A 21,123-nucleotide genomic window follows, 5' to 3' on the forward strand; every position below is an offset into this window, starting at 1 on the left:
ATGCCTGTGAACCTTCCCCTGCCCGATGTGGCGAGCCTGTTTCCCATCGCTGGTGTCCGCATTGGCGTGACCGAGGCGGGTGTACGCAAGGTGGGTCGCAAAGACCTGACCGTGGTCTTGCTGGACGCAGGAGCCAGCGTGTCGGGCGTCTTCACCTCCAACCGCTTTTGTGCAGCCCCGGTGCAGTTGTGTCGCGAGCATCTGGCCTCTGGCCAGTCCATGCGTGCACTGCTGATCAACACCGGCAACGCCAATGCGGGCACGGGCGCGGACGGCTTAGCCCGTGCGCAGAGCACCTGTGTGGCCTTGGCCAGCAAATTGGGGATTGATGCGCAGCAGGTGCTGCCGTTCTCCACCGGCGTGATCATGGAGCCACTGCCGATTGACCGGATTGAAGCTGGGCTGGATGCTGCCATTGCGGATGCACGGCCGGACCACTGGCTGAAGGCGGCTGAAGGCATCATGACCACTGATACGCAGCCCAAGGCTTACGGCGCGCAGGTCACCATTGGCGGCAAGCAGATCAGCATCAGCGGTATCAGCAAGGGTGCGGGCATGATCCGCCCCAACATGGCCACCATGCTGGGCTTTATCGCCACCGACGCCTGCGTGAACCAAGCTGTGATGCGCGAACTTTCTTTGGCGCTGGCCGAAGGCTCGTTCAATCGCGTGACGGTGGACGGAGATACCTCGACCAATGACTCTCTGGTGGTGATTGCCAGCAACAAGGCGGGCAACCCCGAAATTACGTCACTGCAGTCTGCCGATGGCCAGGCGCTCAAGTCCGCCATGCTGGGGGTAGCACGCCAGTTGGCGCAGGCCATCGTACGCGACGGCGAGGGCGCCACCAAGTTCATCACTGTGCAGGTCGATGGTGGCCGCACGGCCGAAGAGTGCCGCAAGGTGGCCTACGCCATCGCACATTCGCCCCTGGTCAAGACCGCGTTTTATGCCAGCGACCCCAATCTGGGCCGCATTCTGGCAGCTGTCGGCTATGCCGGCATTGACGATTTGGACCAGACGGGTATCGAGTTGCATCTGGACGATGTGCATGTGGCAACGTGTGGGGGACGCAATCCCAGCTACCGCGAAGAAGACGGCCAGCGTGTGATGAAGCAAAGCGAAATCACCGTGCGGGTGGGGTTGGGCCGAGGCCCAGCCACCGAAACCGTCTGGACCTGCGATTTCAGCCACGACTACGTGACCATCAACGCCGACTACCGCTCTTGAGCGACGCGCCATGACCGACACCCTGTCCAAAGAGTTGGCCAGTTTTCTGGCACGTGCAGAATTGTTCATGGCCCGGGTGGAAGCCTCCTTGCCGCACGGTGTGGAGCAGCCGGACTGGGATGCATCCATTGCCTTTCGCTATCGCCGTCGCCGCTCCGGTCAAGGTGTGATCACCCCTGTGCAGCATGTAGGCGCCATGTCCTTGGACGATCTCAAAGAGATTGACGACCAGAAAGAGAAAATCCAGCGCAACACCGCCCAGTTTGTACGCGGTGCCACGGCCAACAACGTGTTGCTGACGGGGGCACGGGGTACCGGCAAGTCGTCCCTGATTCGCGCCTGCCTGCATACCTATGCGGCCCAGGGCTTGCGTTTGATCGAGGTGGACAAGGCTGACCTGGTTGACCTGACTGACATTGTGGAACTGGTAGCCCAGCGGCCTGAGAAGTTCATTGTGTTCTGCGACGACCTGAGCTTTGACGAAGGCGAGGCGGGTTACAAGGCACTCAAGTCGGTACTCGATGGCTCCGTGGCTGCAGCCACGCCCAACGTGCTGATCTATGCCACCAGTAACCGTCGCCACCTGTTGCCCGAATACATGTCGGAGAACCTGACGTACAAACATACGGAAGACGGCGAAGTGCACCCGGGTGAGGGGGTGGAAGAGAAGATCTCGTTGTCCGAGCGCTTTGGCTTGTGGGTGAGCTTCTATCCCTTTAGCCAGGACGAATACCTGGCCATCGTGGCCCAGTGGCTCAGCGCTTTGGGCATTGCCACCGAGCGCATTGGGGCTGCTCGTGCGCAAGCCTTGTTATGGGCGCTGGAGCGCGGCTCACGAAGTGGGCGTGTGGCCTACCAGTTCGCCAAGGACTTTGCGGGGCGTGACCCCGTATGAGCGGGCCTCTGATTGCTGACCCAGGTGCCGCACGTGATGGAGGTCCCGACCGTCAGGTTGTGGAGGTGGCCGTGGGCGTCTTGGTCCGTGGTGACGGTGCTTTTTTGCTGACATCTCGTCCTGCTGGCAAGGCGTATGCGGGGTATTGGGAGTTTCCTGGCGGCAAGTTGGAGGCCGGAGAGACGGTGGAGCAGGCCCTGCGCCGTGAGCTGCACGAAGAAATCGGGATCACCATCGGCGCTGCAACACCCTGGAAAGTGGAACTGGTCGACTATCCGCATGCCTTGGTGCGACTGCACTTCTGCAAGGTGTCTACCTGGTCAGGTGAATTGCAGATGCGGGAGGCGCAGACCTATTCCTGGGAGCAGTTGCCCGTGCAAGTGCAACCGGTATTGCCAGGCACTGTGCCAGTGCTGGACTGGTTTGCCACCGAGCGTGCGCACCAGGGTGCTACACATTTCATAGCTGCTGGCGCAGACTCCTAGAGGGCTAGAGGCTTATTTGGCCTTTATTTCAGGTGCTGGGCTGACACCGCAGGGTTATTGCAGCTTGGCGTCGCCAAATACCTGGTCGTCAGGCGGGGCCTCGGTAGGCACGCGGAATGACTCACTGGCCCAAGCACCCAGATCCAGATTTTTACAGCGCTCACTGCAAAACGGACGGTACACATTGCTGGGTGCGTAGACGCTGTCGCCGCCGCATTGCGGGCAGGTCACGATCTTTTGAGAAATGGGCTCAGCCATAGAAAACTCCCCGCCGGCTCAGGAGCACAGGGTCAGCTCAAAAGCCCCGTCTTCGCCGCTGGCGTGCAGGCGGTCGTCGTCGGCGTGGCACATCAGGCGGATGGACACCATCAGGCGGTTGCCGCTGATTTCGGGGATCACTTGCTGTGCCGGGTCCAGGGCCAGCCGCAACAATTGAAAAGTTCTGCCCTGGGGCAGGTTTTGCTGGAATTGCCCACCTACAGCCACCACTTTTTGGGGCGCACCAGAGTCGCGCAGCATCTTCAACAGCAGGTGGATGGATTCCGCCAAGGGGGCCAGTGTGGAGGCCCAGCGCTGCAGGTCTTGCTGGCGGGCTTCTACACTGCGATGCTGCCAGGCGTAGTAGGCCGGCAGGTCAAATTCGCAGGTGCCGCCGGGAATGCCCACACGGCTGCGGATGCTCATGAGCCAGTCGTTTTCCGTCAGCGCTTGGCCGGCTTTGCCGGTCAGCCCGTTCAGGGATGTGAAGCAGTGGTCCAACTGGGAAATGACCTTGTCGAGCACGGCTTCGGCAATGGCTGGGTTGCCGCGGTAGCCATTGAGGATTTGTTTTTGCTTGTCCAAATCTTTGAGAACGTCCGATTTCAAATCAGCACGCGCGCCCACGTCCATGACTTCAAAAATGGTAGCCAACGCAAAGTGGTGATCCAGTGGTTCGGAACGGGCCATCAACTCTGCCAAACGCAGAAACAGATGTTCAAGTCGCAAATAGGTGCGAATGCGTTCGTTGAAGGGGTATTCGTAGAGGATCACGCTGTATTTTCCGGTCGGCGAATCATAGCCCGAACTGTCGCCCAATTTGCTGTACTTGCAGAGCTAGTTCGTCCAGTCCGATGCCATCATTGAACACGACGGCATCGGCCGCCTGCAGGCGCTGAGCGCGGCTGGCTTGCGCGTCCATGATGTTTTGAACTTCGATGCGTGACAGGCCATTGCGTTGCATTACCCGCTGGATCTGGGTGTCGCTGCTGCAGTCCACTACCAGCACCCGGTGCAGGCGCTTGCGCCAATGCCCCGACTCGACCAGCAGGGGAATATCGAAGACCAGGCAACGTGCTCCTGCTGCCTCCGCCTGCGCGGCAACATGCTCCATGGCCAAGCCAACCAAAGGGTGGATGATGGCCTCAAGCCGCGCGCGTGCTGACGTGTCGGTGAAGGCCCGTTGGCGCATCTTGTCGCGGTCCAAGGCACCTTCGGAGGTCAACAAACCTGACCCAAAAGTTTCTTCTATCTGCGGGATGGCTGCGCCGCCCGGTGCGGTCGTGGCGCGTGCCAATACATCAGCATCTATCAGCGCTGCGCCCAGGGTCTCCAGTCGCGTGGCAACTGTGCTTTTTCCGCTGCCTATGCCACCGGTCAGACCCAAGCGCAAGGCAGCCGCCATGGGACTAAATACCCACCAGTTGGCGCAGCGTCATCGGGCCGAGCAGCAGGGCGGCAAAGCCAGCACCTGCCAGGAATGGGCCGAATGGCACATAGCCACCTTCGCGCAGACCACTGGTGAATTTCATGCCAATGCCCACAATGGCACCAATCACCGACGCAATCAGGATGATGGGAATCAGCAAAGGCCAGCCAAACCAGGCTCCCAGCGCGGCAAACAGCTTGAAATCGCCATAGCCCATGCCTTCTTTGCCCGTTACCAGCTTGAATACCCAGTAAATGGACCACAGCGACCCATAACCCGCCACAGTGCCCCAGAAGGCGGTGGACAAAGGCACAGGGGTCCACTGCATCGCCGCAGCCACCAGACCCAGCCACATCAGCGGCAAAGTCATGTCGTCGGGTAGCAAGGTGGTGTCCCAGTCGATCAGCGCCATGCCCAGCAGCAAGGCCGAGAATGCACACCAGGCGAGCCCGGTTGCAGTAGCGCCCCATTGCCAGGCGCACCAGAAAAACAGGGCTCCTGTGGCCAGCTCGACCAAGGGGTAGCGCACGCTGATCGGGCCTTTGCAGGCCGCACATTTGCCACCCAGCGCGGCATAACTGACAACGGGAATATTTTCAAACCACCGAATCTGGTGCTCACAGTGCGGGCAGCGTGAGCGCGGCACCATCAGATTGAAGGGCTCGCTGGCGGCAGCTTCCTTGTCGGAATGCTCGGCGCACTCTGCCGCCCACTGCCGTTCCATCATTTTGGGAAGCCGGTGTACCACCACGTTGAGAAAACTGCCAATCAGCAAACCCAGCACGCCCACCAGGCTGGCGTCCAGCCACTGCACATCCGTGAGCATCAAACCACTTGTCCCAGCTTGAAGATTGGCAGGTACATGGACACCACAATACCGCCGATGATGGTGCCCAGTACCACGATGATGATGGGCTCCATCAGGCTGGAGATGCCGGCCACCATATCATCGACTTCGGCTTCAAAGAAGTCGGCTGCCTTGCCCAGCATGTGATCGATAGAGCCAGACTCTTCACCAATGGCGCACATCTGCAGCACCATGCTGGGGAACAGATTCACGTTGGTCATGGCGGCGGTCAAAGCGGTACCGGTTGATACTTCCTGCTGGATTCTTTGGGTGGCTGTTTGGTAGACGATATTGCCCGATGCACCTCCCACAGAATCAAGGGCTTCCACCAAAGGTACGCCCGCAGCAAACATCGTGGAGAGAGTGCGGGTCCAGCGGGCCACACAGCTTTTGTCGACCATCACACCAAAGATGGGCAGTTTGAGCATGAGGCGGTCCATGAACGCTTGGACTTTCTCGTTGCGCCGCCAGGCTTGCATGAAGAAGTACAAGCCGCCGCCGATGCCACCGAAGATCAACCACCAATAGTCAATAAAGAACTCGCTCATGGCAATGACCATTAGTGTGGGGGCTGGTAGTTCACCACCAAACGACGTGAACACCTGCTTGAACGAGGGAATCACAAAAATCATGATCACCGACACCACCACAAACGCCACCACCAGCACAGCGATGGGGTACATCAGGGCTGACTTGATCTTCGACTTGATGGCCTCTGTTTTTTCCATGTAGACCGCCAGGCGGTCCAGCAGTTGGTCCAGAATACCGGCCGACTCGCCAGCTTCCACCAGGTTGCAGTACAGGTTGTCAAAGTAAAGTGGGTACTTGCGGAAAGCGGTGCTCAGCGAAGTGCCTGTCTCTACATCCTGGCGGATGTCATTGAGCAGCTTGGTGACGCTGGGGTTGGGGTTGCCCCGACCCACAATGTCAAAGGCTTGCAGCAGTGGCACACCGGCTTTCATCATGGTGGCCAGTTGGCGCGTGAAGATCGCCATGTCCTTGGGCTTGATGCTCTTGCCCGAACGCATGCGGCGTTTTTTGATCTTGGTGGGCGTTACCCCTTGGCGGCGCAGTGACGACTTGACCTGGTTTTCGCCCACGGCGCGGATTTCACCTCGCACCTGCTTGCCATTGCGGTCTTTGCCTTCCCACTCGAAAACTGCGTCTTTGTTGTCCGCAGACTTTGCTGTTGCCATAGGGTCCCCTGGGTTGCCTTTTATTCGTTGGTGACGGCCAACACTTCTTCCAACGAAGTCAGCCCGAGTTTTACCTTGTGCAGGCCAGCCTGGCGCAATGAGCGTACGCCTTCAGCCTCGGATTGCGCTGCAATATCCATAGCGCTGCCGTCCCGCAAGATGATGCGCTGAATTTCGTCGCTAATGGGCATCACTTGGTAAATACCAACACGCCCTTTGTAACCGTTGTTACACATAGAGCAACCTACCGCCCTATAAGGCTTCCAACTGCCGTCCAGATCCTGCTCTTTGAAGCCAGCATCCTGCAGGGCGGCTTTTGGTACATCCACCGGTTGCTTGCAGTTCAGGCACAAGCGGCGCGCCAAGCGCTGCGCAGTGATCAAAATCACGCTGGACGCAATGTTGAAGGGCTGGATGCCCATGTTGCGCATGCGGGTGAGCGTGGTGGGGGCGTCATTGGTGTGCAACGTCGACAGCACCAAGTGTCCGGTCTGCGCCGCCTTGATGGAAATGTCCGCCGTCTCCAAGTCGCGAATTTCGCCGACCATGATGATGTCCGGGTCTTGGCGCAAAAAGGATTTCAACGCTGCCGCAAAGGTCAGTCCCGCTTTTTCATTCACATTCACCTGGTTCACACCCGGTAAGTTGATTTCGGACGGGTCTTCCGCCGTGGCGATGTTGACGCCAGGCTGATTCAGCATGTTCAGGCAGGTGTACAGCGACACGGTTTTGCCGGAGCCCGTGGGGCCGGTGACCAGAATCATGCCGTAGGGACGTCCAATGGCCTTGACCAGCCGTTCTTTTTCTTCTGCTTCGTAGCCCAGCGCGTCAATACCCAGTTTGGCGCTGCTCGGGTCCAAGATCCGGATCACAATCTTTTCGCCAAACAGCGTGGGCAGGGTGCTGACGCGGAAATCGATCACGCGGTCTGCGCCTACCTTGAGCTTCATGCGTCCGTCTTGCGGTACCCGTTTCTCGGAAATGTCCATGCGCGAAATCACCTTGATTCGCGAGGCCAGCTTGTCCTTGATGGCGATGGGTGGGCTGGCAATTTCGCGTAGCTCACCGTCAATCCGAAAACGCACGCGGTAGGTGTGTTCGTAGGGCTCAAAATGCAAATCAGAGGCCCGCATGCTGAAGGCGTCCATCAGCATCTTGTGCAAAAACCGCACCACCGGGGCGTCTTCCACCTCTGCTGTGGTCGCGCTCGTCTCTGTGGCAACTTCTGTTGCGCTTTCATCAAACTCGAAATCCCCACCAATGATGTCTTCCATCGCTTCAGCAGCGGTGGTGGTGTTGGCATCTACCAATTTGGATAGCTTGTCAAACTCGGCAATCACCCAGTCAAACCCCATTTGGGTCGAGAACTTGATGCGTTCGGCGGCGGCCTGGTCGGAAGGGTCTGCCGTAGCGATGATCAGGCGGTTGCCGCGTTTACTGAGCACCAGCACGCGGAAGTCGGTGCAAATTTTGGGGTCAAGCAGCCCCTTGGGTAGTCGCTGGGGGTCTACCGCGTCCAGGTCCACCAGCGGAGCTGCGAAGGCAGCTGATAGCGTGTGGGCCAGGTCGGCGGAGGACACAGCCCCGGACCCTACCAATTCCGCCATAAAGCTGGTTTTTCCGCCCATAGCCTTGCGGTAAAGGTCTTCAGCCGCCTTCTGCGGCAGCTTTCCAGCAGCCACCAAGGCGCGTCCAATACCGGGCAGGGCCACCGTGGTGGTGTCGCGGTTAACAGAGTCAGCTACAGCCATAGCCAACTAGGATATACGAAGCCAGACGCATTGGTGCGCTTGTAGGGGGCTTGGAGGCCAAATTTCCCCCTTTGTGCGTCGCATATTCCCCACCCCTGCTGCCGAAGGTGGGCAGGGGCGTCGCTACTGCGCGCAAGCGTCGCTGAAGGCGATGCCTGCCGCATCCTTGGCGGATAGCTGGGGGGGCGTGCCCAAGGCAGGCCAATCGATGGCCAAATACGGGTCATTCCAGGCGATGCAGCGCTCATAGGCCGGGGCGTAATAGTCGGTCGTTTTGTACAAAAACTCTGCCGACTCCGACAGCACCAGAAAGCCATGCGCCAGCCCAGGGGGCACCCAAAGTTGGCGTTTGTTGTCTCCAGACAAAATCTCCCCCACCCATTGACCATAGGTGGGCGAGTCGCGCCGGATGTCTACTGCCACATCAAACACCTCACCCGCTACCACTCGCACCAACTTGCCCTGGGCCTGCCGGGTTTGGAAGTGCAGGCCCCGCAGCACACCTCGGGCCGACTTGGAGTGGTTATCCTGCACAAAGGGTAGGGTCACCCCCGTAACTTCCCGAAACACCCGATCGTTAAAACTCTCAAAGAAAAAACCGCGTTCGTCGCCAAACACTTTGGGTTCGATCAGCAGTACATCGGGAATGGCGGTGGACGTCACCTTCATCAAAACACCTTGTCCTTGAGCAGACGCAACAGGTACTGCCCATAGCCCGACTTGGCCAGTGGTTGGGCCAGTTTTTGCAGCTGGGCATCGTCAATCCAGCCACTGCGCCAAGCAATCTCCTCGGGTGCAGCTACTTTGAGGCCTTGGCGGTTTTCAATGGTGTAGATGAACTGGCTGGCTTCCAGCATTGACTCATGGGTGCCCGTGTCCAGCCAGGCGTAGCCACGGCCCATGGTCTGCACATCCAGTTCGCCGCGTTCGAGGTATAGGCGGTTCAAGTCTGTAATCTCCAGCTCGCCACGCGCGGATGGCTTGACTTGTTTTGCAAGTTCCACCACCTGGTCGTCGTAGAAGTACAAGCCAGTCACCGCATAGCGTGACTTGGGAGTCTTGGGTTTTTCTTCCAGGCTGATCGCTCGACCTTCTGCATTGAACTCGACCACGCCATAACGTTCAGGGTCATTCACGGCATAGGCAAATACCGTAGCGCCTGTGGTTTGTTGGGTCGCACTTTCCAGCAGACCCGCAAAGTCATGGCCGTAAAAAATATTGTCGCCCAGCACCAGCGCGCTGGGGGCACCGTCCAGGAACGATTCGCCAATCAAAAACGCCTGCGCCAGGCCATCTGGGGAGGGCTGCACGGCGTATTGGATGCGGATGCCCCACTGCGAGCCATCGCCCAACAGTTGCTCGAAACGAGGCGTATCTTGTGGGGTGCTGATCACCAGCACCTCCTTGATGCCCGCCAGCAGCAACACACTCAGCGGGTAATAAATCATGGGTTTATCGTAGATCGGCAGCAGTTGTTTGCTCACCGCCTGGGTGGCGGGGTACAGGCGTGTACCGGAGCCGCCCGCCAGAATGATGCCCTTGCGCTGCTTGGCGCTCGCGTTGGTTGTCATGGTTACTTCCCTGAAATTTCGGTCAGCATGCGGGCCACGCCCACCTGCCAGTGGGGCAGTGTCAGGCCAAAGGCTGCTTGCAGCTTGCCCGTGTCTAGCCGCGAATTGAGCGGGCGCTTGGCCGGCGTGGGGTAGCTGCTGGTGGGCGTGGGGGCCACCTGCGCGGGGCCCGCCTTGAGCGGCAGGCCCAAGGCCTGTGCCTGGCCCAACACAAACTGCGCGTAACCATGCCAGGTGGTCTCTCCGCTGGCAATGCAGTGGTACAACCCGGCCAGCTCTGGCTGACCCTGCAGCTGCCGCAGTGCATGGGCCGTCACATCGGCCAGCAGCTCGGCCGACGTGGGGGCGCCGAATTGGTCGTTGATCACCGTTAGCGCCTCGCGCTCGCCGGCCAGACGCAGCATGGTTTTGGCAAAGTTGCCGCCGCGTGTGGCGTAGACCCAGCTCGTGCGCAAAATCAGGTGCTTGGGGGTGCGGGCCACCGCCTGTTCACCTTCCAGTTTGGTCTGGCCATACACGCTCAGCGGGCCGGTGGCATCGGTCTCCTTCCAGGGGGCGGAGCCACTGCCGTCAAACACATAGTCGGTGCTGTAGTGCACCAGCCATGCTCCTATTTTGGTAGCTGCTTGCGCAAGCATGGCGGGGGCTAGAGCATTAATTGCTCGTGCAAGTGCCGGTTCGCTCTCGGCCTTGTCCACCGCCGTGTGGGCCGCGGCGTTCACGATCACGTCGGGCCGCACCTGCAACACGCTGCACTCCAGCCCGGCCAAGTCGGTAAAGTCGCCGCACAGGCCGTCGGGGTTCTGTGTGGCGTCAAAGTCCAGCGCCACCACCTCGCCCAGAACGCTCAAAGAGCGCTGCAGCTCCCAGCCCACCTGGCCACCGCGGCCTAGCAGCAAAATCTTCATGCCGCTGCCTTGTCGGCGCTGCCGTACTGCTTGTTCACCCAGTCGCGGTAGCCACCGCTCAGCACATTGCTCACCCAAGCCGGGTTGTTTAGGTACCACTGCACCGTTTTGCGGATGCCGGTCTCGAAGGTCTCGGCCGGTTTCCAGCCCAACTGCTGCTCGATCTTGCGTGCGTCAATTGCGTAGCGGCGGTCGTGGCCCGGGCGGTCGGTCACATAGGTAATTTGTTCTTGGTAGGGCTTGCCGTCGGCGCGGGGCTTCAGTTCGTCCAGCAGTGCGCACACGGTGTGCACGATGTCCAGGTTCGGCTTCTCGTTCCAGCCGCCTACGTTGTAGGTCTCTCCCACGGTGCCGGCTTCCAGCACGCGGCGGATGGCGCTGCAGTGGTCCTTCACATACAGCCAGTCGCGCACCTGCTGGCCATCGCCATACACCGGCAGTGGCTTGCCCGCCTGCGCGTTCACGATCATCAGCGGAATCAGCTTCTCGGGGAAGTGGAAGGGTCCGTAGTTGTTGCTGCAGTTGGTGGTCAGCACCGGTAGGCCGTAGGTATGGTGGTAGGCACGCACGAGGTGGTCGCTGGCGGCCTTGCTGGCGCTGTAGGGGCTGTTCGGCTCGTACTTGTTGGTCTCAGAGAAGGCCGGGTCGGTTTTGGCCAGGGAGCCGTATACCTCGTCGGTGGATACATGCAGAAACCGGAACGCAGCCTTGGCATCGGCTTGCAGGCCACCAAAGTAGGCCCGCACGCACTCCAGCAGGTGGAAGGTGCCCACGATATTGGTCTGAATGAAGTCCTCTGGTCCGTGGATGGAGCGGTCCACATGGCTCTCGGCGGCAAAGTTGAGGATGGCGCGGGGCTGGTGCTCGGCCAGCAGCTGGTTGACCAGCGCCGCATCGCCAAAGTCGCCCTGCACAAACATATGGCGCGCATCCCCATCCAGGCTGGCCAGGTTCTCCAGGTTGCCGGCGTAGGTCAGTTTGTCGAGGTTGACCACGGTTTCATCGAACCGGGCCAGCCAATCCAGTACGAAATTGCTGCCAATAAAGCCGGCGCCGCCGGTTACCAAGATGGTCATGGGTGTCTTTCCCTCGGGTTCATGTACGCAAACGATCGCGCAGAATATAGCAGGGCACACGAATACAAACGGCTGCACAACAGTGTGTCTGCGATGTCACCAATTCGGGTTTCTCCCCCTTGTAGAGCTGCCATTGAACCAATTAGTCCAAACGGACTATTGTTGGTTCAGGGGTGCCGCGGCAAACTATCTTCCAAGGTCGGGCTCCGGCTGTAGTAAGTAGTAAGCGCCATCGTTCTTAAACTCACAGGGATACACAATGAAATTTGCCAAACTTTTGACCGCAGCTGCATTGTCAGCTGCATCCTTGAGTGCATTTGCGGATATCACCGTCCAAGGCACTTCTTTCACCTCTGGTGCAGCCACGCAGCCCACCTTGATGGGTACTTTCGCCGCCTACTCTGCTGGCGCAACCCCTGGTGCTTTTGCCTTTGCTCCCGCCATGGGCGGTTACCAAGGCGTTGGTGTCGCTGGCGGCATCAATGGTGAAGTGGACAGCAAAGAAAGCATTGTTGGTACGCTGAATCAAGCTTACGGAATTTCCCAATTCACATTGGGCCTGTTCTTTGACGGCCCAGAGTACGGCGACGTTGAAGAGCAAGCGGAAGTTAAGGTTCAGTATGCAGACAGCTCTTTCGGCACTTTTGTGCTGACTGCCATCAGCTCCACGGTGGCCACTTGGACCAATGCCGCTGGTGTGGTTACCAACCTGGCTTTGGCTGATCTGGGCAAGGGTGGTGTTTGGTCTGTCACCAACCCCTTCGGCAACCAAAAAGTGACATCGATCGCCTTCTCTGCGCTGCCTGGCATTTGCAAAGCTGGTGCCACTTGCACTAGCCAGTCTGACTTCACTCTGGTGAGCGTTACTGCGGTTCCAGAAGCAGAGACCTACGCCATGATGCTGGCCGGTTTGGGCCTGATGGGTGCTATTGCACGCCGTCGCAACAAAGGCAAAACCGCTTAATTTCCGGTTTTCGATCCCAAAAAGGCTTGCCTGTACCGGCAAGCCTTTTTTTATGCCAAAAGACGTGCACTGTTTCTGTTCATATCACCCGTTTGGGGGATGGCAGTGTCACAAAAAATCGCTACCATTTGTGGCTCACTCCCTATTGGTGATCGTTTTCCCATGCCGTTGCTCTCTCGAGATGTCAGTACTCCCACCGAAGAGGACTTCAGCCAGTTTTCCGCACTGGTGAATGAGATTTTGAGCGTGCGTCGGCACATCGATCTGATGAAATGGCTGCAAGGCAGCTTGCAGCAGTACCTTCCCCACGATATTCTGATTGCTGCCTGGGGAGACTTTCACCTGGGCTTGATTCATTACGATGTAGTTTCATCCATGCCTGGCGTGCGGTCTGAGAGCGCGGTGGCCGAATCCATTGCGCCGCTGCTCACGGGTTTGTTTGACCGGTGGATTACGCAAGACAGGGCCCCTTTCACCATCAATGTGAACGAAGACGGCTTCACCTGGGAAAGCGTTGCTATGCAGGGCCCTATTGCAGAAGCTATGTCCTCCATGCGCTCTTCATTGGTGCATGGCATAAATGACCAGCGTGGTCGCCACGACTGTCTGTATGTGTTTTTCAGCAAATTTCCCAAACGCAGGCGCAATGAATCCAATGCGGTAAGGATTCTTTTGCCCTATATCGACTCCACGTTAAGGCAAGTCGAGTTGCTGCCCAATCAATATGCAAATCCGGCGGTTGCTGAGGTAGAGCTGCCTGTGGTGTCTGACAACGGCCCCCTCAGTGATCGGGAGGCTGAAATTATGAAATGGGTTGCGATGGGGAAAACCAATGGTGAAATTGGTAGCATACTAAATGTGAGCTCTTTCACCATCAAGAACCATATGCAACGCATTTTCAAAAAACTGGACGTTTTCAATCGCGCCCAGGCAGTGTCAAATTTCAAACGGCATTACACCCCATCCGACGCGGCACGCAAATTGTCTCAAAATGCCTGAGGCAAGCAAGCCCGCCGCAGTTTTGTCTGCGCGCCACGAGCCCGGCCCTCTGGGAAAAGACAACTTGCTCAGTGCCTTCGAAGCCGGGTTGGAGCCACTGTGTCTGGTTCTTTCCCTGTGGGGAGCTGCGATTTATTTTGAAGGCGCGCTCCCTGCCTCGTATCTCATCCTTTCCGTATTGGTGTTCGCAGTCACCTTTCCCGGTACGCCTAGGCTCAACTCTTCGTGGTGGCAGCTTTTGGGCGATGTATTTCTCAGCTGGATCTGGACTGCCGCCCTGCTCCTCCTGACGGGCATCGCCACCGGGTACCTCAAAGAGTTTTCACACCCTGCGCTATGGGCTTGGCTCGGCTTGGCACCTCTGAGTCAACTCGTCGGTCACGCCATGTTGCGTTTTTGCGCCCCCTACCTTGTGCAATTGCAGGGGCCACCTAGGCGGGCCATCATTGTGGGTATGAACGATCAGGGGGTTGCACTGGCCAGCCGCGTGGAAGACACACCGTACTCCCGAATCGAATTCGCTGGGTTCTTCGATGACCGGGATCTCAAACGGCTCGATGCTTCCACTGACTACCGCATGATTGGGCGTTTAAAAGAGCTGCCTGCGTATGTGCGTAATCACAACATCCAGCTGATCTATCTCTCGCTGCCCATGGCCTCGCAGCCGCGCATTCTGCAAGTACTCGATGAGTTGAAAGACACAACGGCGTCCATATTTTTCGTCCCAGACATGTTCATCACAGACCTGATTCAGGGGCGAACCGGTTCCGTGTGCGGCATGCCGGTGATATCTGTTTGTGAAACACCGTTCACAGGTTCCAGTGGTGTCATCAAGCGCTTGAGCGACATTGTCTTGGCTTCGCTCATCCTTCTTCTGATTTCTCCCGTTTTGATGGGTGTTGCGCTGGCCGTGAAATTAACCTCACCCGGCCCTGTCGTCTTTCGGCAGCGGCGCTACGGTTTGGACGGCAAGGAAATTGTGGTCTACAAATTCCGCTCCATGACGGTCACCGAAGACGGCGCCAAAGTGCAGCAGGCCACCAAAAACGACAGCCGTATCACGCCTCTTGGCGCTATTTTGCGCAAAACCTCTATCGATGAGTTGCCACAGTTCATCAACGTCTTGCAAGGGCGGATGAGCATTGTCGGACCGCGCCCCCACGCGGTTGCACACAACGAGATGTACCGCAAACTCATCAAGGGCTATATGGTGCGCCACAAAGTCAAACCGGGCATTACCGGCTGGGCCCAAGTGAACGGCTACCGTGGTGAGACCGATACCCTGGAAAAAATGCAGGGCCGCATTGATTACGACTTGGATTATTTGCGGAACTGGACCCTGCGCTTGGATCTCTACATTATTTTGCGCACCATACGATTAGTTGCAAAAGACCAGCAGGCCTACTAGTTTTACTTAGCCCGTATGGACTATTGTGAAGCGGTTCAAAGCAATCGCATAATTCGAAAAATATACGAGCACTCTGGTGCATACGAGGAGCTGGAGACTTGACCAATACGACGTCGAATTTCATAGAGCTGCAACCCGAGTCAGAGGCCTTGGGTACTGTTAGCGATTTTGTTAATGAATTTATTGACGCCGTGCAGCCACAGCACCTGTTTGATGACTTCAGCCGCCAGGAAACAGCACTCTTAAGCAATTATTTAGAGGTCTATGGTGTTCCGCGCCAATCCACTGTTATTCGTGCTGGTGACGCTGGAGACTTCTTGGCTTTTCTGATTACGGGTAAAGCCGCTATCGTCAAAAACCTCAACGGTGTCGACACTGTTGTGCATGAGCTCTCGCCCGGTGAAGTCATCGGTGAAATCTCCTTGTTTGACGGTGAGACCCGCATTGCAAGCTGTGTGACCACCGAGCCCAGCGATTTTGCGGTCCTCTCGTCGCAAAGTCTCAACGCCTTGTTGGCCGACCATCCCCGACTGGGCAACAAGTTTTTGCTCATGGTCGTCAAACTCACAGCTAAGCGTCTTCGCCAAGCGCTGACGTCCCCAACCCACAGCGCCCTCGACGCCAGTCTGTAATCCATCTCTATGAGCTCGCACCCACTACGCCTAGGGTCAGGTGTATTTCTTTTGGCCGTGGTGCCCTCTCTGTGGGCGCAAGCCCAGGACGTGGTGACACTGCGTGCAGGTCTCAGCGTGTTGAACTCCGATAACTTTTTTCGCACTAGCGGGGCCTCTGCAGTGTCTGAACGGGTGACAACCCAAAGCACGGGCATCAACGTTGCATTGCCTTATGGCCTTCAGCAATTTGATTTGGACGCAAGCCTCACAGGTAACCAGTACCAAACCAATAGCAGTTTCGACTATATAGGCCAAAACTACAGCGCAGCGTGGCGCTGGAGTTTGACACCCCGCTTGACTGGCAACCTTCGTAGTACGCGCACTGAAACCCTCAACGCGACCACAGACAGTGTGAACCCCAATTTGCGCAATAAAAACAAGACGCAAAGCACGGAACTCTCCCTCGCCTATGGGTTGCGTGGCCCTTGGCAGTTGACCACTGGCCTGTCTGACAACAGCTCCATTAATGAGAGAGCCTTGGTTGGCCAATCCGACAATCGCTCCGCTGGCGCCAATATCGGCCTGCGCTATGAGGCCGCCCCTGGAACAACGCTGGCTTACGCATTGCAGCAAGGCCGCGGTGTGAGCAACACCGACTACACCAGCACCTCGCACAACCTCACTGCACAGTGGACCCCAAGCGGGAAAACCAACGTGGGTGCCCGACTCAACCATAGCCAGCAGCGCTACGGACTCACCCCCCAGTTTGACTACAGCGGCTTTGCTGGTGGCCTGAGCGTTGAGTGGCGTATGTCAGGCAAGACTTCTTTGCAGGCCAGTTGGCAGCGCGATCTCTCCAGCTACCAAACCAATGGCACGACCCACGCCCAGACCGACAGTTTCACACTATCGCCCATGTGGCAAATTTCTCCCGAATCGTCTTTGCGCCTCCAGTACCGTCATGCACAGAGGTTAGACCAAGGCAACCCCACCGGCATGCCCACCAACAGATTGGACTACCTCCATGACACCTCTGTTTCTTACACTTGGCAGCCACGCAAGCAGGCCACACTGAGCGTGACCTTCGCCGAGTCCACTCGCCAAAGCAACATCGCCAATACCGATTACGTAGCTCGGCAACTCACGTTGGCCGCGCAGTTCGCTTTTTAGTTTTTAAGGGTAGGTAATAAATATGTTCCAGCAACGCACCAACAAACGTTCTTTTGCCACACTCATCATTGCCAGCGCGGTTGTCCTTGCCATTGCGGGTTGCGGCAAAAAAGAAGTCACCAGCACGCAGGTGGTCGCTTCTGTGGACGGAGAGGAAATCTCGGTTCACCAAGTGAATGCACTGTTGGGCAAGGCACGTGGCGTCACCCAGGAAACACTTCCATTGGCAAAGGCGGAAATCCTGGGGAGCCTGGTGGACCAGCAATTGGCCATCAATATGGCACTCAGCAAAAAGCTGGATCGTGAGCCTGAAATCGTTGCAGCCATAGAAACCGCCAAGCGCGAAATCCTTGCCCGCGCTGCGCTAGAGCAAATTGCATCTGCACAAGCCAAACCCACCGAAGAAGAAGCCAAAAAATACTACGCTGACAATCCTGCATTGTTCAGCCAACGCCGGATCTACAACCTGCAAGAAATCACACTGGGTAAAGCCACACCCAACCTGGACCAAGTGCGTGCCCGCGTTGCGTCTGCCAAAAGCATGGAAGAAATCGCCGCCTGGCTGAAAGAGCGCAATATCAACTTCGCACCAAACTCTGGAACCCGCTCTGCCGAACAACTGCCCCTCGAGATTTTGCCCAAGCTGCATGCCCTGAAAGACGGCCAAATTGCATTTGTGGAAAGCAAAGACAATTTCCTTGTCATGCGAGTTGCCGGTTCGCAGCTTCAACCCGTATCCGAGGCGCAGGCTTTGCCAGCCATCAATGTGTTCCTCACCAATCAACGGGGCGGGGAGGCCATCAAGGCAGCCAGGGCTGACATGAAGAGCAAGGCCAAGATTGAATACTTTGGCGAATTTGCAGGTGGCGAGGCCGCCCTCAAGACAAAGGCCAAAGCAGAGGCTGACGCCGCAGCAGAGGCCAAAGCCAAAGCCGCTGCCGATGCAAAAGCCACCGCAGATGCGACTGCCAAGCTCAAGGCTGAAGAACAAGCCGCTGCCCAAGCAGAGCAAGAAGCACGTGCCAAGGCACGTGATGACGCGCGTAGTCAGGCTGGGCAAGCGGAGCCGGCGAGCCCCAACGCAGCCAACCTAGAAAAAGGCTTGAAGGGACTCAAATGACACTCCAAATGATTCTCCGCACACTCTGCCTCGGCGCAGTGTTGTGCTCCGGGCTTAGCCAAGCCCAAGACCAGGTCTTTGATGACAAGCTTGGTGCTGGTGACACCGTGCGCATCCAGGTCTTCCAAAATCCGGATCTCACGCTGGAAACCCGTATTCAGGAGTCTGGTGACATCACCTTTCCGCTCATCGGTTCCGTGCGCTTGGCGGGTTTAACCGTCCCCAATGCCGAAAAGCTCATTGCCACTGCGCTAAAGAACGGGGGCTACATGCAGCAGCCCCAGATCAATGTGAGCCAGGTTCAATCCCGCCGCAAACAGCTCGCCATCATGGGCGCCGTGCTCAAGCCTGGCCTGCACCCCCTGGAGTACATTCAAACCCGTCTGTCTGATGTGTTGGCATTGGCGGGGGGGGTTGCGCAGGGCGGGGCCGACACCGTCGTGGTGACTGGTCAACGTGACGGGCGCCCCTTCCGCCAAGAAGTCGACCTGCTCTCCATCTACCTCCAAGGCACGGCTGGCAACAACCTCGTCATGGCTCCGGGTGACACCGTATACGTGAGTCGTGCCCCCGTCTACTACATTTACGGTGAGGCCCAACGCTCTGGCTCATTCCGCGTTGAGCGCAACATGACCTTCCTGCAGGCGCTTGCAAGCGCCGGTGGCCCCACCGCGCGCGGCACCGAAAAAGGCTTGCGTGTGCACCGCCACAGCCTGGACGGCAAGGTAACGGAACTCACCCCGTCGCTAACTGACATGGTGCAACCTGACGATGTGATCTTTGTGCGCGAAAGCCTGTTTTAAGTGAACACGCCATGACGCCCAAGCAAATCTTTCTTATCGTCTTTGCCCACCGGTACATTGCTGCCTTGGCATTTGTCGTGGTGGCCATTGCCGGTGGTGCCTACACCTGGACAACCCCCAAGGCTTACCAGGCCACCACCGACTTGCTGGTCGACTCTCGCGTCGATCCCATTGCAGGCACTGCTGCAGGAGGTGGCAACTACATCGCAACCCAAATCGCCATTCTGCAGAGTGAACGGGTGGCTATTGGCGTAGTCAAGCGCTTGCGCATTGCAGATACCCCCAGCCTTGTAGACCAGTGGAAAAACGCCACACAAGGCAAAGTCCCGCTGGAAAACCACTACGCCAACATCCTGCGCCGTGGCCTCCTGGCAGAGCCCCTGCGCGGTAGCAACGTTATCCGCCTCACGTTTGAGGGGGGTGACCCCAAATTCGTGACTGGTGTGGTCAACACCTACGCACAGGCCTATCTCGATCTCGTCATCGACCTGCGCGTGGAGCCTGTGCGCCAATATGCGGACTGGTTTGAAGACCGCCTGAAAACCCTCCGCGACAACGTGGAGTCCTCACAAGCCAAACTCTCCGAGTACCAGCGCGAAAAAGGCATTGTCGGTAATGACCAACGTGCCGACATCGAAGGCCAGCGCCTCGACGCACTCTTGGCCCAGCTTGTTGCCCTGCAGGGAGAAAACATGGGCATCAGCAGCCGCCAAAAAACAGCGAGTGATGAACTCTCGCCAGACGTTCAAGCCAGCCCTGTCGTGCAAGGCCTGCGTGCAGAGCTTAGCCGTGCCGAAAACAAGCTGACCGAACTTAGCGTGAACTTGGGTCCCAACCATCCCCAGCGCGTGCAGTTGGCAGCACAAGTAGACGAACTCAAGCAGCAGTTGTCCAAGGAAATTGGCCGCGTCTCCGGCAGCACACGCGTTGCCAAAACCACCGCGGGCCTGCGCGAGAGCGAACTGCGCGCCGCCATCGATGCCCAGAAAGAGCGCGTCCTCTCACTCCGTGCCGAACGCGACCAAGTGGCCGTGTTGGCCCAAGACGTAGAGGCCGCCAAACGCATTTATGACTCGGTATTGCAACGCAGCAATCAGCTCAACCTGGAAAAACAAACCGACCAAGCCAACGTCTCCATCCTCAGCCCGGCCATCGAGCCATCCGCACCTTCGAAACCCAACATTCCCAAATACATTGCGGGTACATTGTTGGGAGCCTTGGGTGCCGCGTTTGCTGCGGCCATGGGCCTGGAGCTACTCAGCCGCAAAGTGCGCGTAGTGGAAGACATCATGATCGACGACATCCCGGTGCTCGGCATCATCGAGCGACGTGGCGATGCGTACAGCCTGTCAGAGCGCTGGGCGCTATTCCGCAAATTCTTCACCAAGCGCAAACTGCGCAAAGAAATGGCGACATCAAGCCGACTGGCAGGACTGTCATGAGTGAATCCAAATTTCGCAACTCCTCGCTTTTTCCGGAAGATGTCGACATCGACCTCAACGGTTTGGACACCTCTGTAGCCAAAGCAAAAAACAAGCGTTCCATTGGCACCATCCTGGTAGAGGCGGGCATCATCAGCGAAGATGACGCCTTGCGCGTCATGGCCTTGCAGCGCGAGAAGAAAATCCGCTTCGGCGAGGCTGCCATCATGATGGGCCTCATCAGCGAAGGTGACATCCGCTATGCCCTCTCGTACCAGTACGAATACGCCTATTTGCCTCGCTCCAGCGGCAAGGTTACCAACCCCGAGTTGGTGGCCGCCTACATGCCCTTTAGCCACGAGGTAGACCAACTGCGTGCCATTCGCAGCCAGCTGAAACTCCGTTGGTTCGACAAAGCCCAAGGCCACGCCATGTTGGCCGTAGTGGGGGCGGGCAGGACAGAGGGCGGCAGCTACTTGGCCGCCAATCTCGCCATCGTATTTGCCCAAATGGGCGAGCGCACCTTGTTGATTGACACCGATATGCGCACGCCCCGCCAGCATGTCTTGTTCCAGCTCAACAACCAGTTGGGCTTCTCCAGTCTGTTGGCCGGCCGCTCTGCAGTGGCCAGCGCGCTGCACAGCATTGGCTTCATCCCCAATCTGGACGTGCTGCCCGCAGGCCCTATCCCGCCCAACCCGCTGGAGTTGCTCAACCGCGACAACCTCACCGAGCTGTTTGAGTGGGCTGGCAAAACCTACGACATCGTCATCATCGACACCACCTCAGTTTCTGCGGGGGCCGATGCCATGATCGTTGCAGACAAAGCCGGTGCCGCCTTGGCCGTTGCGCGGGCGAACAGCACCAAACTCTCCGCCTTCAAAGACATGATGGGTGAACTCAAGCGCTCCAATATCAATGTAGTGGGCTCCGTGCTGAACGACCCTCCACTCGTTGATGTCGCGCCCTAAGCCTGCG

At 57.9% G+C, this 21,123-nt stretch carries 22 protein-coding genes; 12 read left to right on the forward strand and 10 right to left on the reverse strand.

The annotated features are described in order from the left end of the window. The 3 genes from argJ (at position 1) to AC3WS7_RS08935 (ending at position 2,610) form a co-directional block, all read left to right on the forward strand. Positions 1-1,230: a bifunctional glutamate N-acetyltransferase/amino-acid acetyltransferase ArgJ gene (argJ, locus tag AC3WS7_RS08925; RefSeq protein WP_492656083.1), complete on the forward strand. Its 1,230-nt coding sequence runs from the start codon at positions 1-3 to the stop codon at positions 1,228-1,230. A 67-nt stretch (positions 1,231-1,297) separates the two neighbouring features. After that, entirely contained in the window at positions 1,298-2,125 is an 828-nt protein-coding gene (locus tag AC3WS7_RS08930) for an ATP-binding protein (RefSeq protein ID WP_492656181.1), read from the forward strand. Next, a complete protein-coding gene (locus AC3WS7_RS08935) occupies positions 2,122-2,610 on the forward strand; it encodes a (deoxy)nucleoside triphosphate pyrophosphohydrolase (RefSeq protein ID WP_492656084.1) in 489 nt (162 codons plus the stop codon). Before AC3WS7_RS08930 ends, AC3WS7_RS08935 begins: the two co-directional genes overlap by 4 nt. Positions 2,611-2,664: 54 nt before the next feature. Here the strand turns inward: AC3WS7_RS08935 and AC3WS7_RS08940 are convergent, their stop codons facing one another. The 10 genes from AC3WS7_RS08940 to rfbB form a co-directional block, all read right to left on the reverse strand. Continuing rightward, positions 2,665-2,868: a DNA gyrase inhibitor YacG gene (locus AC3WS7_RS08940; RefSeq protein WP_492656085.1), complete on the reverse strand. Its 204-nt coding sequence runs from the start codon at positions 2,866-2,868 to the stop codon at positions 2,665-2,667. An 18-nt stretch (positions 2,869-2,886) separates the two neighbouring features. After that, the gene (zapD, locus tag AC3WS7_RS08945) at positions 2,887-3,642 is read right to left on the reverse strand and encodes a cell division protein ZapD (protein WP_492656086.1); all 756 of its coding nucleotides are present in this window, start codon (positions 3,640-3,642) and stop codon (positions 2,887-2,889) included. A gap of 22 nt (positions 3,643-3,664) precedes the next feature. Continuing rightward, entirely contained in the window at positions 3,665-4,273 is a 609-nt protein-coding gene (gene coaE / locus AC3WS7_RS08950) for a dephospho-CoA kinase (protein ID WP_492656087.1), read from the reverse strand. A gap of 4 nt (positions 4,274-4,277) precedes the next feature. Further along, positions 4,278-5,123, reverse strand: a complete 846-nt coding sequence (locus AC3WS7_RS08955; protein ID WP_492656088.1) for a prepilin peptidase — start codon at positions 5,121-5,123, stop codon at positions 4,278-4,280. Next, complete coding sequence (locus AC3WS7_RS08960; protein WP_492656089.1) at positions 5,123-6,340, reverse strand: type II secretion system F family protein; 1,218 nt, start codon at positions 6,338-6,340, stop codon at positions 5,123-5,125. The genes AC3WS7_RS08955 and AC3WS7_RS08960 overlap by 1 nt, the downstream gene beginning before the upstream one ends. A gap of 20 nt (positions 6,341-6,360) precedes the next feature. After that, entirely contained in the window at positions 6,361-8,091 is a 1,731-nt protein-coding gene (pilB, locus tag AC3WS7_RS08965) for a type IV-A pilus assembly ATPase PilB (protein ID WP_492656090.1), read from the reverse strand. Positions 8,092-8,214: 123 nt separating this feature from the next. Beyond that, entirely contained in the window at positions 8,215-8,760 is a 546-nt protein-coding gene (gene rfbC / locus AC3WS7_RS08970; RefSeq protein WP_492656091.1) for a dTDP-4-dehydrorhamnose 3,5-epimerase, read from the reverse strand. Then, positions 8,760-9,662 (reverse strand): glucose-1-phosphate thymidylyltransferase RfbA, encoded by a 903-nt coding sequence (rfbA, locus tag AC3WS7_RS08975; RefSeq protein WP_492656092.1) that lies wholly within the window; start codon positions 9,660-9,662, stop codon positions 8,760-8,762. Before rfbA ends, rfbC begins: the two co-directional genes overlap by 1 nt. Positions 9,663-9,664: 2 nt before the next feature. After that, positions 9,665-10,570: a dTDP-4-dehydrorhamnose reductase gene (rfbD, locus tag AC3WS7_RS08980; RefSeq protein WP_492656093.1), complete on the reverse strand. Its 906-nt coding sequence runs from the start codon at positions 10,568-10,570 to the stop codon at positions 9,665-9,667. Next, a complete protein-coding gene (rfbB, locus tag AC3WS7_RS08985; protein WP_492656094.1) occupies positions 10,567-11,646 on the reverse strand; it encodes a dTDP-glucose 4,6-dehydratase in 1,080 nt (359 codons plus the stop codon). The genes rfbD and rfbB overlap by 4 nt, the downstream gene beginning before the upstream one ends. A gap of 259 nt (positions 11,647-11,905) precedes the next feature. Between rfbB and AC3WS7_RS08990 the strand changes: the two genes are divergently transcribed. From AC3WS7_RS08990 to epsG, 9 genes are all read left to right on the forward strand, one after another. Beyond that, positions 11,906-12,610 (forward strand): PEP-CTERM sorting domain-containing protein, encoded by a 705-nt coding sequence (locus AC3WS7_RS08990; RefSeq protein ID WP_492656095.1) that lies wholly within the window; start codon positions 11,906-11,908, stop codon positions 12,608-12,610. A 162-nt stretch (positions 12,611-12,772) separates the two neighbouring features. Next, positions 12,773-13,609: an XrtB/PEP-CTERM-associated transcriptional regulator EpsA gene (gene epsA, locus AC3WS7_RS08995; RefSeq protein WP_492656096.1), complete on the forward strand. Its 837-nt coding sequence runs from the start codon at positions 12,773-12,775 to the stop codon at positions 13,607-13,609. Further along, positions 13,602-15,017, forward strand: a complete 1,416-nt coding sequence (locus AC3WS7_RS09000) for an undecaprenyl-phosphate glucose phosphotransferase (RefSeq protein WP_492656097.1) — start codon at positions 13,602-13,604, stop codon at positions 15,015-15,017. The genes epsA and AC3WS7_RS09000 overlap by 8 nt, the downstream gene beginning before the upstream one ends. 98 nt (positions 15,018-15,115) lie before the next feature. After that, positions 15,116-15,649, forward strand: a complete 534-nt coding sequence (locus AC3WS7_RS09005; protein ID WP_492656098.1) for a Crp/Fnr family transcriptional regulator — start codon at positions 15,116-15,118, stop codon at positions 15,647-15,649. A gap of 174 nt (positions 15,650-15,823) precedes the next feature. Beyond that, positions 15,824-16,801, forward strand: coding sequence for a porin family protein (locus tag AC3WS7_RS09010; RefSeq protein WP_492656099.1), 978 nt, complete (start codon positions 15,824-15,826; stop codon positions 16,799-16,801). A gap of 22 nt (positions 16,802-16,823) precedes the next feature. After that, positions 16,824-17,921 carry an EpsD family peptidyl-prolyl cis-trans isomerase gene (locus AC3WS7_RS09015; RefSeq protein WP_492656100.1) on the forward strand — a complete coding sequence of 366 codons (1,098 nt, stop codon included), beginning with the start codon at positions 16,824-16,826 and terminating at the stop codon, positions 17,919-17,921. An 8-nt stretch (positions 17,922-17,929) separates the two neighbouring features. Further along, positions 17,930-18,724 carry a polysaccharide export protein EpsE gene (gene epsE / locus AC3WS7_RS09020; protein ID WP_492656101.1) on the forward strand — a complete coding sequence of 265 codons (795 nt, stop codon included), beginning with the start codon at positions 17,930-17,932 and terminating at the stop codon, positions 18,722-18,724. A gap of 11 nt (positions 18,725-18,735) precedes the next feature. Next, entirely contained in the window at positions 18,736-20,166 is a 1,431-nt protein-coding gene (locus AC3WS7_RS09025; protein WP_492656102.1) for a GNVR domain-containing protein, read from the forward strand. Beyond that, positions 20,163-21,116 carry a chain length determinant protein tyrosine kinase EpsG gene (gene epsG / locus AC3WS7_RS09030; RefSeq protein ID WP_492656103.1) on the forward strand — a complete coding sequence of 318 codons (954 nt, stop codon included), beginning with the start codon at positions 20,163-20,165 and terminating at the stop codon, positions 21,114-21,116. Before AC3WS7_RS09025 ends, epsG begins: the two co-directional genes overlap by 4 nt. Positions 21,117-21,123: the final 7 nt, after the last annotated feature.

The sequence above is a fragment of the Rhodoferax sp. EU05-FHT12H12 genome, from assembly GCF_058791215.1.

Excerpts from the sequence above, each read along its gene's own strand:
- AC3WS7_RS08935 (WP_492656084.1), top strand. The coding sequence starts at position 2,122 with ATGAGCGGGCCTCTGATTGCTGACCCAGGTGCCGCACGTGATGGAGGT.
- rfbC (WP_492656091.1), bottom strand. The coding sequence starts at position 8,760 with ATGAAGGTGACGTCCACCGCCATTCCCGATGTACTGCTGATCGAACCC.
- epsA (WP_492656096.1), top strand. The coding sequence starts at position 12,773 with ATGCCGTTGCTCTCTCGAGATGTCAGTACTCCCACCGAAGAGGACTTC.
- AC3WS7_RS09000 (WP_492656097.1), top strand. The coding sequence starts at position 13,602 with ATGCCTGAGGCAAGCAAGCCCGCCGCAGTTTTGTCTGCGCGCCACGAG.
- AC3WS7_RS08960 (WP_492656089.1), bottom strand. The coding sequence starts at position 6,340 with ATGGCAACAGCAAAGTCTGCGGACAACAAAGACGCAGTTTTCGAGTGG.
- AC3WS7_RS09025 (WP_492656102.1), top strand. The coding sequence starts at position 18,736 with ATGACGCCCAAGCAAATCTTTCTTATCGTCTTTGCCCACCGGTACATT.
- coaE (WP_492656087.1), bottom strand. The coding sequence starts at position 4,273 with ATGGCGGCTGCCTTGCGCTTGGGTCTGACCGGTGGCATAGGCAGCGGA.
- pilB (WP_492656090.1), bottom strand. The coding sequence starts at position 8,091 with ATGGCTGTAGCTGACTCTGTTAACCGCGACACCACCACGGTGGCCCTG.
- rfbB (WP_492656094.1), bottom strand. The coding sequence starts at position 11,646 with ATGACCATCTTGGTAACCGGCGGCGCCGGCTTTATTGGCAGCAATTTC.
- argJ (WP_492656083.1), top strand. The coding sequence starts at position 1 with ATGCCTGTGAACCTTCCCCTGCCCGATGTGGCGAGCCTGTTTCCCATC.
- AC3WS7_RS08940 (WP_492656085.1), bottom strand. The coding sequence starts at position 2,868 with ATGGCTGAGCCCATTTCTCAAAAGATCGTGACCTGCCCGCAATGCGGC.
- AC3WS7_RS08930 (WP_492656181.1), top strand. The coding sequence starts at position 1,298 with ATGGCCCGGGTGGAAGCCTCCTTGCCGCACGGTGTGGAGCAGCCGGAC.
- rfbA (WP_492656092.1), bottom strand. The coding sequence starts at position 9,662 with ATGACAACCAACGCGAGCGCCAAGCAGCGCAAGGGCATCATTCTGGCG.
- AC3WS7_RS08955 (WP_492656088.1), bottom strand. The coding sequence starts at position 5,123 with ATGCTCACGGATGTGCAGTGGCTGGACGCCAGCCTGGTGGGCGTGCTG.
- epsE (WP_492656101.1), top strand. The coding sequence starts at position 17,930 with ATGATTCTCCGCACACTCTGCCTCGGCGCAGTGTTGTGCTCCGGGCTT.
- AC3WS7_RS08990 (WP_492656095.1), top strand. The coding sequence starts at position 11,906 with ATGAAATTTGCCAAACTTTTGACCGCAGCTGCATTGTCAGCTGCATCC.
- AC3WS7_RS09015 (WP_492656100.1), top strand. The coding sequence starts at position 16,824 with ATGTTCCAGCAACGCACCAACAAACGTTCTTTTGCCACACTCATCATT.
- rfbD (WP_492656093.1), bottom strand. The coding sequence starts at position 10,570 with ATGAAGATTTTGCTGCTAGGCCGCGGTGGCCAGGTGGGCTGGGAGCTG.
- epsG (WP_492656103.1), top strand. The coding sequence starts at position 20,163 with ATGAGTGAATCCAAATTTCGCAACTCCTCGCTTTTTCCGGAAGATGTC.